This window comes from Haliea sp. (assembly GCF_040221975.1).
Taxonomy (GTDB): Bacteria; Pseudomonadota; Gammaproteobacteria; order Pseudomonadales; family Halieaceae; genus Haliea.
The window spans coordinates 1-15,954 of sequence record NZ_JAVJWR010000011.1 but is presented as its reverse complement, the minus strand read 5'-3'; the positions used below and the strand labels follow the sequence as shown (position 1 = coordinate 15,954).

13 protein-coding genes and 1 tRNA gene are annotated in these 15,954 nt (G+C 61.1%); all 14 read left to right on the top strand.

The annotated features are described in order from the left end of the window. Nucleotides 1-139, top strand: a 139-nt coding sequence (locus RLO07_RS03775) for an EF-Tu C-terminal domain-related protein (RefSeq protein ID WP_462290412.1), incomplete at its 5' end; no start/stop codon positions are given. Nucleotides 140-231: 92 nt separating this feature from the next. After that, nucleotides 232-307, top strand: a tRNA-Trp gene (locus tag RLO07_RS03770). 55 nt (nucleotides 308-362) lie between these two features. Beyond that, the gene (gene secE / locus RLO07_RS03765) at nucleotides 363-725 is read left to right on the top strand and encodes a preprotein translocase subunit SecE (RefSeq protein WP_462290797.1); all 363 of its coding nucleotides are present in this window, start codon (nucleotides 363-365) and stop codon (nucleotides 723-725) included. Nucleotides 726-747: 22 nt separating this feature from the next. After that, nucleotides 748-1,281, top strand: a complete 534-nt coding sequence (gene nusG, locus RLO07_RS03760; RefSeq protein WP_462290796.1) for a transcription termination/antitermination protein NusG — start codon at nucleotides 748-750, stop codon at nucleotides 1,279-1,281. Nucleotides 1,282-1,411: 130 nt separating this feature from the next. Then, a complete protein-coding gene (gene rplK, locus RLO07_RS03755) occupies nucleotides 1,412-1,846 on the top strand; it encodes a 50S ribosomal protein L11 (protein WP_462290795.1) in 435 nt (144 codons plus the stop codon). After that, on the top strand, nucleotides 1,846-2,541 hold the full coding sequence (gene rplA, locus RLO07_RS03750; RefSeq protein WP_462290794.1) for a 50S ribosomal protein L1: 696 nt from the start codon (nucleotides 1,846-1,848) through the stop codon (nucleotides 2,539-2,541). Before rplK ends, rplA begins: the two co-directional genes overlap by 1 nt. A 310-nt stretch (nucleotides 2,542-2,851) precedes the next feature. Beyond that, nucleotides 2,852-3,382 carry a 50S ribosomal protein L10 gene (gene rplJ / locus RLO07_RS03745; RefSeq protein WP_462290793.1) on the top strand — a complete coding sequence of 177 codons (531 nt, stop codon included), beginning with the start codon at nucleotides 2,852-2,854 and terminating at the stop codon, nucleotides 3,380-3,382. A gap of 43 nt (nucleotides 3,383-3,425) precedes the next feature. Then, nucleotides 3,426-3,806: a 50S ribosomal protein L7/L12 gene (gene rplL / locus RLO07_RS03740; RefSeq protein WP_462290792.1), complete on the top strand. Its 381-nt coding sequence runs from the start codon at nucleotides 3,426-3,428 to the stop codon at nucleotides 3,804-3,806. Between the two features lie 187 nt (nucleotides 3,807-3,993). Continuing rightward, nucleotides 3,994-8,067, top strand: coding sequence for a DNA-directed RNA polymerase subunit beta (gene rpoB, locus RLO07_RS03735; RefSeq protein WP_462290791.1), 4,074 nt, complete (start codon nucleotides 3,994-3,996; stop codon nucleotides 8,065-8,067). 81 nt (nucleotides 8,068-8,148) lie between these two features. Next, nucleotides 8,149-12,366: a DNA-directed RNA polymerase subunit beta' gene (gene rpoC / locus RLO07_RS03730; RefSeq protein WP_462290790.1), complete on the top strand. Its 4,218-nt coding sequence runs from the start codon at nucleotides 8,149-8,151 to the stop codon at nucleotides 12,364-12,366. Nucleotides 12,367-12,680: 314 nt separating this feature from the next. Continuing rightward, entirely contained in the window at nucleotides 12,681-13,052 is a 372-nt protein-coding gene (gene rpsL / locus RLO07_RS03725; RefSeq protein WP_027951188.1) for a 30S ribosomal protein S12, read from the top strand. A 113-nt stretch (nucleotides 13,053-13,165) separates the two neighbouring features. Further along, entirely contained in the window at nucleotides 13,166-13,636 is a 471-nt protein-coding gene (rpsG, locus tag RLO07_RS03720; RefSeq protein ID WP_350143829.1) for a 30S ribosomal protein S7, read from the top strand. Nucleotides 13,637-13,672: 36 nt separating this feature from the next. After that, a complete protein-coding gene (gene fusA, locus RLO07_RS03715) occupies nucleotides 13,673-15,784 on the top strand; it encodes an elongation factor G (RefSeq protein ID WP_462290789.1) in 2,112 nt (703 codons plus the stop codon). Between the two features lie 28 nt (nucleotides 15,785-15,812). Further along, nucleotides 15,813-15,954, top strand: a 142-nt coding sequence (locus RLO07_RS03710) for a GTP-binding protein (protein ID WP_350143620.1), incomplete at its 3' end; no start/stop codon positions are given.

Here is a 15,954-nt window from a genome sequence, read left to right as displayed (position 1 = left end):
GATGGTAATGCCGGGTGACAACGTGCAGATGGTTGTGACCCTGATTGCGCCGATCGCGATGGAAGACGGTCTGCGCTTTGCGATCCGCGAAGGCGGCCGCACCGTGGGTGCCGGCGTCGTCGCCAAGATCATCGAGTAAGAACCCGGTCAGGGGGTGCCTTGGTGCCCTGCTGATTACTCGAGCCGAACCGCTTGCGGGCAGTTCGGCTTCGTTGTCTCAGAAGAGGATATAGGCCAGTAGCTCAATTGGCAGAGCAGCGGTCTCCAAAACCGCAGGTTGGGGGTTCGATTCCCTCCTGGCCTGCCATACATGGCAGGGGGTTGTGCGCAGGGCGCGCGGCCTGACCTAAAGGATAGTGGTAATGAGTGTGGAAACGAACGCCGGACGGCTCGATTCCCTGAAATGGGCTGTGGTGGTTGCCCTGCTGGCTGTCGGCATCATCGGCAACAGCTATTTCTCGGCCGAGTCGCTGTTGTACCGGGTGCTGGGTATCGTCGCGATTGCAATCGTCGCGGCCCTGATCGCCCTGCAGACCGCCAAGGGTGTGGCATTCTGGACGCTGGTCAAGAGCTCCCGCACCGAGATTCGCAAAGTCGTCTGGCCGACAAGGCAGGAGACCGTCCAAACCACGCTGATTGTCGTGGTTTTCGTATTACTGGTGGCGCTGATGCTGTGGGGTCTGGATTCGCTCCTGGGCTGGCTGGTGTCGCTGGTGATTGGTTAGTCAAAAGTTTAAGGGATAGCCGATGGCAATGCGTTGGTATGTGGTTCATGCCTTTTCCGGGTTCGAGAAGAAAGTCGCGGCGGCCCTGAAGGAGCGTATCGAACTGCACAACATGCAGGACCGCTTCGGTGAGGTGCTGGTGCCGACCGAGGAAGTGGTGGAGATGCGCGCCGGCCAGAAGCGCCGCAGCGAGCGCAAGTTCTTCCCCGGCTATGTGCTGGTGCAGATGGAGCTGGATAACGCTACCTGGCACCTGGTCAAGGAGACCCCGCGGGTGATGGGTTTCATCGGCGGCAAGGCGGATGCGCCGGCGCCGATCACCGAGGCCGAAGCGGCGACCATTCTGCAGCGTGTCGAGGCTGGAACAGAGGCGCCGCGCCCGAAGACCATGTTCGAACCCGGCGAAATGGTCCGGGTCATCGATGGCCCCTTCAACGATTTCAATGGCGTTGTCGAAGAGGTCAATTACGAGAAGAGCCGCCTCAACGTGGCGGTATTGATTTTTGGACGTTCCACGCCGGTGGAACTGGAATTCAGTCAGGTCGAAAAGGCCTGACAGGTAGCACGGTGGCGGGCTGGTCCCGCCACTGAAATTAACGGACGGCCGCGGCCGTCACAGTGGGGAGCCCGAAGCCCCGGCCCGCAAGGGCTGGACGCCGAAGGCGCTAGTACCCGGGAGTCAAGTCATGGCAAAGAAAGTCTCAGCTTATATAAAGCTGCAGGTGAAAGCCGGCCAGGCCAATCCGAGCCCGCCAGTCGGGCCCGCGCTGGGCCAGCACGGTGTGAATATCATGGAATTCTGCAAGGCGTTCAACGCCGAGACCCAGGGCATGGAGCCCGGTCTGCCAATTCCGGTGGTGATCACCGTCTACGCTGATCGCTCTTTTACCTTTATCAAGAAAACGCCGCCGGCGGCGGTTCTGCTGCGCAAGATCGCGGGTATTACCTCGGGTTCCGCCACACCGAACACGGTCAAGGTTGCCAAGGTCAGCCGCGCCCAGCTGGAAGACATCGCCACCCAGAAGTGGCCGGATCTGACGGCAGCGGACATGGACGCAGCAGTGCGTACTATAGCCGGCAGCGCTCGCTCTGCCGGGATCGATGTTGAGGGGGTTATCTGATGGCCAAGCTCTCCAAGCGCGTACGCGCATACAAGGACAAGATCCAGCCGGGCAAGACCTACTCCTTTGACGAAGCGGTTGCGCTGCTGAAGGAATTTGCGACCGCCAAGTTCAACGAGACCGTTGAGGTCTCGGTAAACCTGGGCGTCGATGCCAGGAAGTCCGACCAGGCTGTTCGCGGTGCAACGACCCTCCCGCACGGGACCGGCAGTGTAGTCCGGGTCGCGGTGTTCACCCAGGGTGACGCAGCGGAGCAGGCGAAGGCCGCCGGCGCCGATTTTGTCGGCATGGAAGACCTGGCCGAGCAGATCAAGGGCGGCATGCTGGACTTCGACGTGGTTGTTGCCTCACCGGACGCCATGCGCGTGGTCGGCCAGCTGGGCCAGGTGCTGGGCCCCCGCGGCCTGATGCCGAACCCGAAGACCGGTACCGTGACGCCGGACGTGTTGACCGCGGTGAAGAACGCCAAGGCCGGGCAGGTCCGTTTCCGTACAGACAAGAACGGCATCATTCACGGCGGTATTGGCAAGATCGATTTCGAGCCCGCGGCAATCAGGGGGAACCTCGAAGCGCTGCTGGCCGACCTGCGCAAGGCCAAGCCGGCCGCCGCGAAGGGCGTGTACATGAAGAAAATCACCCTGTCCACCACCATGGGCCCGGGTGTGGCTGTCGACCAGGCGTCGATAGAAGTCTGACTGGAAGCGTCCCCACAAGGGGCGCGTCCACAAGGGTCTTTCACGGATGAGGGCCCGGGCAGCAGCATCCCACCGGACGCTGTTGTCCACTTTGAGGTCTTTGGAGCAGTCTTGGGCAAGCGCCTGATTAGCTGAGAACTGAAGGCCATCAAAGACCGTAGGTGACGCCGCTGTTACTTTGACAGCTGCGGCTTAATCGAGCAACCCGCGAGGGCTGCCCAGCCTACGCAGATGGTGAATTGTTCACCACGCAAGGTGGTGTGGCCATAGGCTTGGCTGCACCGGAACTGTAATTCCAGGAGTAATACCAGTGGCAATTGGACTCGAAGACAAGAAAGCGATCGTTGCTGAAGTTAACGAGACTGCCACCAGTGCCCTGTCCCTGGTCATCGCCGATGCACGTGGCGTGACTGTGGGCGGGATGACGGCTCTGCGCCAGAGCGCGCGTGAAAATGCGGTGACCCTCCGTGTAGTGCGGAACACACTGGCAAAGCGCGCGCTGGCAGGAACGGATTACGAGTGCGTCTCTGACGTACTGGTAGGTCCGTCCCTGTTCGGGTTTTCGATGGAAGACCCGGGCGCAGCGGCCCGACTCTTTAAGGATTTCGCCAAGGAGAATAAAAGCTTCGAGGTGAAGGCACTGGCGGTGAGCGGCCAAATGCTGGGTGCGGATCAACTGGATGTACTGGCCAAACTGCCGACGCGTGATCAGGCACTCTCGATGTTGATGAGTGTAATGAAGGCGCCGGCAACCAAGCTGGTACAGACGATGAACGAAGTACCTGGAAAATTGGTTCGCACACTGGCAGCAGTACGCGATCAGAAAGAGGCAGCGGCGTAAGCCACTGTCGTTTAATTAAGCAGCTAACCAGGAGATATGAGTCATGGCTCTGTCCAAAGATGACATTCTGAATGCAATCGCTGAAATGAGCGTAATGGATATCGTTGAGCTCATCAGCGCAATGGAAGAAAAGTTCGGCGTAACTGCCGCTGCAGCTGTTGCTGCCGCGCCAGCTGCCGCCGCTGGCGATGCCGGCGCGGCTGCCGAGGAGCAGACCGAGTTCGACGTGATTCTGACCGCCGCTGGCGAGAAGAAGGTCAACGTCATCAAGGTTGTGCGCGAAGTTACCGGCCTGGGCCTGAAAGAAGCCAAGGCTGTCGTGGACGGCGCTCCCTCCCCGGTGAAGGAAGGCGTTTCCAAGGCTGACGCCGAGGAACTGAAGAAGAAGTTGGAGGAAGCCGGCGCGGCCGTAGAGGTCAAGTAAGCGCTTGCTTCATGTCTGGCTTTTGCTGGACCAGGACAAGGCTGGTGGGCGCTTTTGCCTGCCGGCCTTTTCCCGCTTGAAGAGCACAAGATTTTTCAGGGCTGCGGCACCAGGTGCCGGCAGCCCGTCCAAGGCCTCGCTTGCCGCCGGCACGGCGGCGGGAAGCTAAACACGCTGGGGAGTACTGATGGCATACTCGTACACTGAGAAGAAACGTATTCGCAAGGATTTTGGCACGCTGTCGAACATGATGGATGTGCCCTACCTGCTTGCGATTCAACTGGATTCATATCGCAAGTTTACCCAGCAGGGAGTGCCACTGGAAGAGCGCGGCGACTACGGTCTGCACGCAGCCTTCAAATCCGTGTTCCCGATCGTCAGCTACAGCGGCAATGCTGCGCTGGAGTATGTCGATTACAAGCTCGGCGTACCGGTGTTCGACGTCAACGAATGCCAGCTGCGCGGCATCACCTATTCATGCGCCCTGCGGGTCAAGGTGCGGTTGATCATCTACGACAAGGACTCCGCCAACAAGACCATCAAGGACATCAAGGAGCAGGAAGTCTACATGGGGGAAATCCCCCTGATGACCGACAATGGCACCTTCGTCGTCAACGGTACCGAGCGGGTGATCGTGTCCCAGCTGCACCGTTCACCGGGCGTGTTCTTTGACCACGACAAGGGCAAGACCCACTCCTCGGGCAAGCTGCTCTACTCCGCTCGCGTGATTCCCTACCGCGGCTCCTGGCTGGACTTCGAGTTTGACCCGAAGGACATGGTGTTCGTGCGTATCGACCGCCGCCGCAAGTTGCCGGCGACGATCCTGCTGCGCGCGCTGGGCTACCAGTCCGAAGAAATCCTCGACATGTTCTACGAGGTCAACACCTTCTCTGTCGACAAGGAAGGCAACTACAAGATGGCGCTGATTCCCGCGCGCCTGCGTGGTGACGTCGCTTCCTTTGACATCAAGGTTGGTCGCAAGGTTATTGTCGAGCAGGGCCGGCGTATCACCGCCCGTCACATTCGCGAGCTGGAGAAGGCGGAAGTTTCGGAACTCGAAATCCCGCGCGAGTACCTGTTCGGCCGTGCGCTGGCGAAGAACGTGGTCGACAAGAAGACCGGCGAAGTGGTGGTTGAATGCAACACCGCACTGACGGATGAAATTCTCGCGCGCTTGACAGAAATGGGCATCAACACCATTGATACCCTGTATACCAACGAGCTTGACTGCGGCCCCTACGTTTCCGACACCCTGCGCCTGGATTCCACCCGCAACGAACTGGAAGCGCTGGTCGAGATTTACCGCATGATGCGCCCCGGCGAGCCGCCGACCAAGGAGTCTGCGGAAAACCTGTTCCAGAACCTGTTCTTTTCTGCCGACCGCTACGACCTGTCCGCCGTTGGCCGCATGAAGTTCAACCGCCGGCTCGGTCGCGAAGAGGTGACTGGCAGCGGCGTGCTGGATCGCGACGACATCGTCGACGTGATGAAATCGCTGGTCGCCATTCGTAACGGCCGCGGCATGACCGATGATATCGATCACCTCGGCAACCGCCGGGTGCGTTCCGTTGGTGAAATGGCCGAGAACCAGTTCCGGGTGGGCCTGGTGCGCGTCGAGCGTGCGGTCAAGGAGCGCCTGTCCATGGCCGAGAGCGAAGGCCTCATGCCCCAGGACCTGATCAACGCCAAGCCGGTGTCCGCGGCGGTCAAGGAGTTCTTCGGCTCCAGTCAGCTGTCGCAGTTCATGGACCAGAACAACCCGCTGTCGGAAGTGACCCACAAGCGCCGCGTTTCGGCGCTCGGCCCGGGCGGTCTGACCCGGGAGCGTGCCGGCTTCGAAGTCCGCGACGTGCACCCGACCCACTATGGCCGGGTGTGCCCGATCGAGACGCCGGAAGGTCCCAACATCGGTCTCATCAACTCGCTGGCGACCTACGCCCGGACCAACGATTACGGCTTCCTGGAAAGCCCCTACCGCAAGGTGGTGAACGGCCAGGTTACTGATGACATCGAGTTCCTGTCCGCCATCAACGAGGCCGAGCACGTTATTGCCCAGGCCTCCGCGGCGGTGGACAAGGACATGCGTTTCGTCGACGATCTGATCGCCGTGCGGCACATGAACGAATTCACCGTCATGCCGCCCGAGCGTGTCGATTTCATGGACGTGTCGCCGAAGCAGGTGGTGTCTGTTGCCGCTGCGTTGATTCCGTTCCTGGAGCACGACGACGCCAACCGCGCCCTGATGGGTTCGAACATGCAGCGTCAGGCCGTACCTACGTTGAAGTGCGAGAAGCCGCTGGTGGGTACCGGCATGGAGCGCTACGTGGCCGCGGATTCAGGCGTCTGCGTGGTGGCCAAGCGCGACGGCATCATCGATTCCGTCGATGCCAGCCGCATCGTTGTCCGGGTCAATGACAAGGACGTCGGTCGCGATGAAGCGCCGGTCGACATCTACAACCTGACCAAGTACACCCGTTCCAACCAGAATACCTGCATCAACCAGCGCCCGATAGTGAAGCAGGGTGACGTGGTGGCGCGCGGCGACATCCTCGCCGATGGCCCCTCCATCGACATGGGCGAGCTGGCCCTGGGGCAGAACATCCGCATCGCGTTCATGCCCTGGAATGGCTACAACTTCGAGGACTCCATCCTGGTGTCCGAGCGGGTAGTCAAGGAAGACCGCTTTACCACTATCCACATCCAGGAGCTGACCTGTATCGCCCGCGATACCAAGCTCGGCTCCGAGGAAATTTCCGCGGATATTCCCAACGTCGGTGAAAGCGCGCTGGCAAAGCTGGACGAGTCCGGCATCGTCTACATCGGTGCCGAAGTGGAGGCCGGGGATATCCTGGTCGGCAAGGTCACGCCCAAGGGCGAGACCCAGCTGACGCCGGAGGAAAAACTGCTGCGTGCGATCTTCGGTGAAAAGGCGTCGGATGTGAAAGACACCTCCCTGCGCGTGCCGTCCAGCACCAAGGGCACGGTGATCGACGTCCAGGTCTTCACCCGCGACGGTCTGGAAAAGGACCAGCGCGCCCTGCATATCGAGAAGCACCAGCTGGACAAGTTCCGCAAGGACCTGAAGGAAGAGTACCGCATCTTCGAAGAGGCGACCTTTTCCCTGCTGGGCAACCAGCTCAAGGGTGCCAAGACCGTCAGCGGCGCCGGCCTCGCCAAGGGCACGGAGCTGAGCGAGAAGGTGCTCGCGGAGCTGGAGCGTGAACAGTGGTTCAAGCTGAAGCTGGCCGATGCCGGCCTCAATGAGACCCTGGCCTCGGCGAAGAAGCAGCTGGAAGAGCAGAACAAGCTGCTGGAGGACCGTTTCGAGGACAAGAAACGCAAGCTGCAGAGCGGCGACGACCTCGCCCCCGGCGTACTCAAGATCGTCAAGGTCTACCTGGCGATCAAGCGTCGCATCCAGCCCGGTGACAAGATGGCCGGCCGCCACGGTAACAAGGGCGTGATTTCGGTGATCATGCCGGTGGAAGACATGCCATTCGACGCCAACGGTGAGCCGGTGGATATCGTTCTCAACCCGCTGGGTGTGCCCTCGCGCATGAACGTGGGCCAGATCCTGGAAACCCACCTCGGCATGGCTGCCAAGGGTCTGGGCGAGAAGATCGACCAGATGCTGCAGGAGCAGCGCAAGGCCGCCGAGGTACGCGGGTTCCTCGAGAAGATCTACAACAATGGCGCAGGGCGCCCGGAAGATATCAAGTCGCTCACCGACGGCGAGATCCTGGCACTGGCCAACAACCTGCGCCAGGGCGTGCCGATGGCCACTCCGGTCTTCGACGGTGCCGCGGAGGAGTCCATCAAGGAGCTGCTGGCGCTGGCTGACATGCCGGAAAGTGGTCAGTTTACGCTTTACGATGGCCGTACCGGCGAAGCGTTTGATCGCCCGGTCACCGTGGGCTACATGTACATGTTGAAGCTGAACCACCTGGTGGACGACAAGATGCACGCCCGTTCCACCGGCTCCTACAGCCTGGTTACCCAGCAACCGCTGGGCGGCAAGGCCCAGTTCGGTGGCCAGCGCTTCGGGGAGATGGAGGTCTGGGCCCTGGAGGCCTACGGTGCCGCCTACACCCTGCAAGAGATGCTCACGGTCAAGTCGGATGACGTTGCCGGTCGGACCAAGATGTACAAGAACATCGTCGATGGCGACCATCGTATGGAACCGGGCATGCCCGAGTCCTTCAACGTGTTGGTCAAGGAAATACGCTCCCTCGGTATCGATATCGAGTTGGAGAGTGACTAGCCAGCGTTAATACGGACTCGGGGCTGACAGCGGCACAGTGTGCCGCTGCGGCTGGAAGGAAAACCTCGCGGAGGAAAGACCTTGAAAGACTTACTTAATCTACTCAAGTCCCAGGGACAGTCAGAAGAATTCGATGCCATCCGTATCGGCCTGGCGTCGCCGGAAATGATCCGGGCCTGGTCGTTCGGTGAAGTGAAGAAGCCGGAGACCATCAACTACCGTACCTTCAAGCCGGAGCGGGACGGCCTGTTCTGTGCCAAGATCTTTGGCCCGGTAAAGGACTACGAGTGCCTGTGCGGCAAGTACAAGCGCCTCAAGCATCGCGGTGTCATTTGCGAGAAGTGTGGCGTGGAAGTGGCCCTGGCCAAAGTGCGCCGTGAGCGCATGGGGCACATCGAGCTGGCAAGCCCGGTGGCACACATCTGGTTCCTCAAGTCGCTGCCCTCGCGCATCGGCCTGTTGCTGGACATGACCCTGCGCGATATCGAGCGGGTGCTGTACTTCGAATCCTACGTGGTCACCGATGCGGGTCTCACTACCCTGAATCCCGGTCAGCTGCTGACGGATGAGGAGTACTACGAGGCAATGGAGGAATTCGGCGACGAGTTCACCGCCAAGATGGGTGCCGAAGCGGTTCAGGACCTGATGCGGCAGCTGGATCTGGAGCGCGAGATCGTGACCCTGCGGGAAGAGATTCCGCAGACCAACTCCGAGACCAAGATCAAGAAGCTGTCCAAGCGCCTGAAGCTGATGGAGGCTTTCGCCGGTTCCGGCAACAAGCCCGAGTGGATGGTGCTCAATGCGCTGCCGGTGCTGCCGCCTGATCTGCGTCCGCTGGTACCGCTGGACGGTGGTCGCTTCGCGACCTCCGATCTCAACGACCTGTACCGCCGGGTGATCAACCGCAACAACCGTCTCAAGCGGCTGCTGGATCTCAATGCGCCCGATATCATCGTGCGCAACGAAAAACGCATGCTGCAGGAGTCCGTGGACGCGCTGCTGGACAACGGCCGCCGCGGCCGCGCCATCACAGGTTCCAACAAGCGCCCGCTGAAGTCCCTGGCCGACATGATCAAGGGCAAGCAGGGCCGTTTCCGCCAGAACCTGCTGGGCAAGCGGGTCGATTATTCTGGCCGTTCCGTGATCGTGGTGGGCCCCACATTGAAGCTGCACCAGTGCGGCCTACCGAAGAAGATGGCGCTGGAACTGTTCAAGCCTTTCATCTTTGGCAAGCTCGAAGCCCGCGGCCTGGCGACCACCATCAAGGCCGCCAAGAAAATGGTTGAGCGCGAGCCGCCGGAAGTGTGGGATATCCTCGCCGAGGTTATCCGCGAGCACCCGGTACTGCTGAACCGCGCGCCGACTCTGCACCGTCTGGGTATCCAGGCGTTTGAGCCCGTGCTGATTGAAGGCAAGGCAATCCAGCTGCATCCGCTGGTCTGTGCCGCCTACAACGCCGACTTCGACGGTGACCAGATGGCGGTGCACGTGCCGCTGACCATTGAGGCCCAGCTGGAAGCGCGGGCCCTGATGATGTCCACCAACAACATTCTCTCGCCGGCCAACGGCGAACCCATCATCGTGCCCTCCCAGGACGTGGTTCTGGGCTTGTACTACATGACCAGGGAGCGCGTAAACGCCAAGGGCGAGGGCATGATTTTTGCCAACGTCTCCGAGGTGAATCGCGCCTACCGCGCCGGTCACGTACACCTGCAGGCACGGGTCAAGGTGCGGATCCACGAGGTGGTGCTGAACGAGGAAGGGGAGCGCAGCGAGCGTACCTTTATCGCCGATACCACCGTTGGTCGTGCCCTGCTCTGGGAAGTCGTGCCCCAGGGAATCGGCTATGACATGGTCAACCAGGACATGGCCAAGAAGGCGATCTCCCGGATCATCAACCAGTGCTACCGCGTGGTGGGACTGAAGGCGACCGTGATCTTCGCTGACCAGCTGATGTACACCGGCTACGAGTACTCCACCCGTTCCGGTGCGTCCATCGGGGTCAACGACTTCGTGATTCCCGATGCCAAGGCCGAAATCATCGGTCGCGCGGACCGTGAAGTGAAGGAGATTGAAGATCAGTACGCCGCGGGCCTGGTGACCCAGGGCGAGAAGTACAACAAGGTCATCGACATCTGGTCCCGCGCCAACGATCTGGTGTCCAAGGCGATGATGGAAGGGATCTCCAAGGAGACGGTGATCAACCGCGATGGTGAGGAAGAGGAGCAGGCCTCCTTCAACTCGGTCTATATCTACGCCGATTCCGGCGCCCGGGGTTCGCCCGCCCAGATCCGCCAGCTGGCGGGCATGCGCGGCCTGATGGCCAAGCCCGACGGCTCGATCATCGAAACCCCGATCACCGCGAACTTCCGCGAGGGTCTGAACGTACTGCAGTACTTCATCTCCACCCACGGTGCCCGCAAGGGCCTGGCGGATACGGCGCTGAAGACCGCGAACTCCGGTTACCTGACCCGGCGCCTGGTCGACGTGGCCCAGGACCTGGTGGTCACCGAAGTGGATTGTGGTACCGATCAGGGTCTGCTGATGACCCCGGTTATCGACGGCGGCGATATCATCGAATCCCTGGGTGACCGCGTGCTTGGCCGTATTGTCGCCCGCGACGTGATCAAGCCCGGCAGCGAAGACGAGATTGCCATCACCGCCGGCACCATGCTCGATGAGGTATGGATCAAGCGTATCGAGGAAATGGGTATCGACGAGGTGGAAGTGCGCTCGCCGATTACCTGCGAAACCCGCCACGGGATCTGTTCCACCTGCTACGGTCGAGACCTGGCCCGTGGTCACCGGGTGAACATGGGTGAAGCAGTCGGGGTCGTGGCCGCCCAGTCCATCGGCGAGCCGGGTACCCAGCTGACCATGCGTACCTTCCACATCGGCGGTGCGGCATCGAGGCAGACAGCCCAGGACAACATCCAGGTCATGAACGACGGCAAGGTGCGTCTGCACAACGTCAAGACCGTGGAGCGCAAGGACGGCTTCCTGATCGCGGTCTCGCGCTCCGGTGAGCTGTCGGTACTGGACATGATGGGCCGTGAGCGCGAGCGCTACAAGCTGCCCTACGGCACCCTGATCAAGGTCCGCGACCACGCGGAAGTGGCTTCGGGCGACGTGGTTGCCAACTGGGACCCCCACACGCACCCGATCATCACCGAAGTGGCGGGTACTGCCCGTTTCTCCGGGATGGAAGAGGGCATCACGATCAAGCGCCAGACCGACGAACTGACCGGCCTGTCGAACATTGAAGTGATGGATGTGGGCGAGAGGCCGGCGGCGGGCAAGGACGTACGCCCCGCCATTACCCTGGTGGACGACAAGGGCGAGGAGCTGTGCCTGGCGGGAACCAATGTCCCGGCGCACTATTTCCTCCCTGCGCACGCGCTGGTGAACATGGAAGATGGCGCCACCCTGGAAGCCGGCGAAGTGATCGCCCGTATTCCCCAGGAAGGCTCCAAGACCCGTGACATCACCGGTGGTCTGCCGCGCGTGGCCGACTTGTTCGAAGCCCGCAAGCCGAAGGAACCCGCCATCCTGGCGGAGATCTCCGGTACCGTCAGCTTTGGCAAGGAAACCAAGGGCAAGCGCCGCCTGGTCATCACGCCTGTGGACGGCAAGACCCTGGCGGATGGCTCCGACCACTACGAGGCCCTGATCCCGAAGTGGCGCAATCTGTCCGTGTTCGAGGGCGAGTTCGTCGAGAAGGGCGAGGTTGTGTCCGAAGGGCCGATGAGCCCGCATGACATCCTGCGGCTGAAGGGCGTCGAGGAACTGGCCAAGTACATCTCCAACGAGATCCAGGAGGTATACCGGCTGCAGGGCGTGAAGATCAACGACAAGCACATCGAGGTGATTGTGCGGCAGATGCTGCGCAAGGTCGTGATCACGTCCTCCGGTGACTCCAGCCTGATCAAGGGTGAACAGGTCGAGTACGTGACCCTGCTGGAGGAGAACGAGCGTCTGCTGGCCCAGAGCCTGGTGCCCGCTGCCGGCGAACGTGAACTGCTGGGTATCACCAAGGCATCGCTGGCGACCGAGAGCTTTATCTCGGCGGCCTCGTTCCAGGAGACCACCCGGGTGTTGACGGAAGCGGCAGTGACCGGCAAGCGTGATTACCTGCGCGGCCTGAAGGAGAACGTGGTTGTGGGTCGTCTCATCCCTGCGGGCACCGGTCTTGCCTACCACGAGGAGCGCAAGCGCACCCGCGGCGGCGAGCCGGAAGTGAGCGTGTCGGCGCAGGAGATCGAAGCGGCGCTGACCGAGGCACTGCAGGACAGCGAGTAGGAGCCCGCTCCGCGGGCGATGGGTTCATCGCGCGGAGACCGCGCTCCTACAGGGGGACCGCGCTCCTACAGGGATCGCGCGGAGACCGCGCTCCTACAGTGGGCGAGGCCGGCGGGCAAACTATTCTTGACTACCCAGGGGGGCGTCTATAGAATGCCGCCTCCTCATTCCCGGGGTGCCATGCTGTGTGCGGGCAGCGGGCGGGAAGTACGTGACCGGGCAGCCCAGGCTGACCGGAATCGCAGGTCGGGTTACAGGCTTGAGGTTGGCCGCAAGGTCATGAAACTAAACAAATATTTTGGAGTTCCATCGGAATGGCAACGATCAACCAACTGGTTCGTAAGCCCAGGAAGCGCAAGGTGGCGAAAAGCGACGTGCCGGCCCTGCAGAGCTGCCCCCAGCGCCGCGGTGTGTGCACCCGTGTGTACACGACTACCCCCAAGAAGCCGAACTCTGCACTGCGCAAGGTCTGCCGGGTGCGCCTGACCAACGGCTACGAGGTCTCCTCGTACATCGGTGGTGAGGGTCACAACCTGCAGGAGCACAGTGTGGTGCTGATCCGCGGCGGCCGGGTCAAGGATTTGCCGGGTGTGCGTTATCACACCGTGCGCGGCAGTCTGGACACCTCCGGTGTGTCGGCTCGCCGTCAGGGCCGGTCCAAGTACGGCGCCAAGCGGCCCAAGTAAACGCTCGGGGTTGCACCCCGGGTAAACGTTAGCAGTAAGGCTGAACCCCTGCCTCTCCCGCTCAATGTGGCAGGTCGGTGTTCGGATTAACCTGAAGAGAGAAGGGCAATACCATGCCAAGAAGACGAGTAGTCGCCAAACGCGAAGTCCTGCCGGACCCAAAGTACGGCAATGTGACGCTGGCAAAGTTCATGAACCACGTCATGGTCAGCGGCAAGAAATCTGTCGCCGAGAGCATTGTTTACGGTGCCCTCGAGATCGTGCAGGAGCGCCTGAAGAAAGATCCCATCGAGGCTTTCGACGAAGCTCTGGAAAACATCGCTCCGATGGTGGAAGTAAAATCCCGCCGGGTCGGTGGTGCCACCTATCAGGTGCCGGTTGAAGTCCGTCCGTCGCGTCGCGTCGCGCTGTCCATGCGCTGGCTTGTTGACTACGCGCGTAATCGCGGTGAGAAATCCATGCGCCAGCGTCTCGCCGGTGAAATCATCGATGCTTCCCAGGGCAAGGGCAACGCCGTGAAGAAGCGGGAAGATGTGCATCGCATGGCAGAGGCCAACAAGGCTTTCTCTCACTACCGGTTCTAACTTTTCGCCAGGCAACCTGTTACAGGGGATATTATCGTGGCACGCAAGACTCCTATCAGACGGTACCGTAACATCGGTATCTGCGCTCACGTGGATGCGGGTAAAACCACAACCACCGAGCGCGTTCTTTTCTACACCGGCCTTTCGCACAAGATTGGCGAAGTGCACGATGGCGCTGCCACCATGGACTGGATGGAGCAGGAGCAGGAGCGGGGTATCACCATCACGTCCGCTGCTACCACCTGTTTCTGGCGCGGCATGGGCCAGCAGTTTGACGAACACCGGATCAATATCATCGACACCCCCGGACACGTTGACTTCACCATTGAGGTAGAGCGTTCCCTGCGGGTGCTGGATGGCGCTGTTGTTGTTTTGTGCGGCTCATCCGGCGTTCAGCCCCAGACCGAAACGGTCTGGCGCCAGGCCAACAAGTACGAAGTACCGCGGATGGTATTCGTCAACAAGATGGACCGCGCCGGCGCGGATTTCCGCAAGGTAGTCGCCCAGCTTAAAACCCGCCTGGGTGCCAACCCCGTGCCGCTGCAAATGACGATCGGTTCCGAGGACGAGTTCCGGGGCGTTGTTGACCTGGTGGTGAACCGGGCGATCATCTGGAGCGAGGAAGACCAGGGCATGACGTTCACCCTGGAAGACATCCCCGCCGACATGGTCGACATTTGTGCGGAAATGCGAGAGCAGCTCGTTGAGGCAGCTGCCGAAGGCACCGACGAGCTGATGAACAAGTACCTCGAAGGCGAGGAGCTGACCGTCGAGGAGATCAAGCAGGGTATTCGCGCCCGCACCCTGGCCAACGAGATTGTGCCGGTTCTGGGCGGTTCCGCGTTCAAGAACAAGGGCGTGCAGGCGATGCTGGACGCGGTCATTGAATACATGCCGTCCCCGACCGAGGTCAAGGCGATCGAGGGCACGCTGCTGGATCGGGATGAAACTCCGGCCACCCGGCAGGCGGATGACAACGAGCCCTTTGCCGCGCTGGCGTTCAAGATCGCCACCGACCCTTTTGTCGGCACGCTGACCTTCTTCCGCGTCTACTCAGGCAAGCTGGAGAGCGGCACCGGTGTCTTCAACTCGGTGAAGCAGAAGAAAGAGCGTATTGGTCGCATGGTGCAGATGCACGCCAACAGCCGCGAGGAAATCAAGGAAGTACTGGCAGGCGATATCGCCGCTGCGGTGGGCCTGAAGGACACCACCACCGGGGACACCCTCTGTGATGCCGACAAGCCCATCGTGCTGGAGCGCATGGAGTTCCCCGAGCCGGTGATTTCCGTGGCCGTGGAGCCGAAGTCCAAGGTGGACCAGGAAAAGATGGGTGTCGCCCTGGGCAAGTTGGCGCAGGAAGATCCGTCATTCCGGGTCAAATCGGATCCCGAAACCGGACAGACGATCATTTCCGGCATGGGCGAGCTGCACCTGGATATCATTGTTGACCGCATGCGCCGCGAGTTCAGCGTCGAGGCCAATATCGGCAAGCCGCAGGTGGCCTACCGCGAGGCGATCCGCAACAAGTGCGAGATCGAGGGCAAGTTTGTACGCCAGTCCGGCGGTCGTGGCCAGTACGGGCACGTCTGGGTCCGGTTTGAGCCGGGCGGTGACGAGAACGCCGAGGGCCTGGAGTTCGTCAACGAGGTTGTCGGCGGCACAGTGCCCCGGGAATACGTGCCTGCGGTACAGAAGGGTATCGAAGAGCAGATGCAGAACGGCGTTCTCGCCGGGTACCCCCTGCTGGGCCTGAAGGCGACACTCTACGACGGTTCCTTCCACGATGTGGACTCCAACGAAATGGCGTTCAAGATCGCCGCCAGCATGGCTACCAAAAAGCTCGCCCAGAGCGGTGGTGCGGTACTGCTGGAGCCGATGATGAAAGTCGAGGTGATCACCCCGGAGGAGAACATGGGTGATGTGGTTGGCGACCTGAACCGTCGCCGCGGCCTGATCTCCGGCATGGACGAAAGCGTATCCGGCAAGGTGATCAATGCCGAGGTACCGCTGGCCGAGATGTTTGGCTACGCCACCGATCTGCGTTCCGCGACCCAGGGCCGTGCGACCTATACGATGGAGTTCCTCAAGTACTCGGAAGCACCGAACAACATCGCCCAGGAAATCATTTCCAAGAACTCAACCAAGTAATTCAGCTATCTCACAGAGGTGACTAACAGTGGCAAAGGAAAAGTTTCAACGTAACAAGCCCCACGTCAACGTGGGCACCATTGGTCACGTTGACCACGGCAAGACGACGCTGACGGCGGCACTGACCAAGGTGTGTGCAGAGACCTGGGGCAGCGGTTCGGCGGTTGCGT

Coding starts and splice junctions, on each gene's coding strand:
- secE (WP_462290797.1), top strand. CDS start 363: ATGAGTGTGGAAACGAACGCCGGACGGCTCGATTCCCTGAAATGGGCT.
- nusG (WP_462290796.1), top strand. CDS start 748: ATGGCAATGCGTTGGTATGTGGTTCATGCCTTTTCCGGGTTCGAGAAG.
- rplK (WP_462290795.1), top strand. CDS start 1,412: ATGGCAAAGAAAGTCTCAGCTTATATAAAGCTGCAGGTGAAAGCCGGC.
- rplA (WP_462290794.1), top strand. CDS start 1,846: ATGGCCAAGCTCTCCAAGCGCGTACGCGCATACAAGGACAAGATCCAG.
- rplL (WP_462290792.1), top strand. CDS start 3,426: ATGGCTCTGTCCAAAGATGACATTCTGAATGCAATCGCTGAAATGAGC.
- rpoB (WP_462290791.1), top strand. CDS start 3,994: ATGGCATACTCGTACACTGAGAAGAAACGTATTCGCAAGGATTTTGGC.
- rpsL (WP_027951188.1), top strand. CDS start 12,681: ATGGCAACGATCAACCAACTGGTTCGTAAGCCCAGGAAGCGCAAGGTG.
- rpsG (WP_350143829.1), top strand. CDS start 13,166: ATGCCAAGAAGACGAGTAGTCGCCAAACGCGAAGTCCTGCCGGACCCA.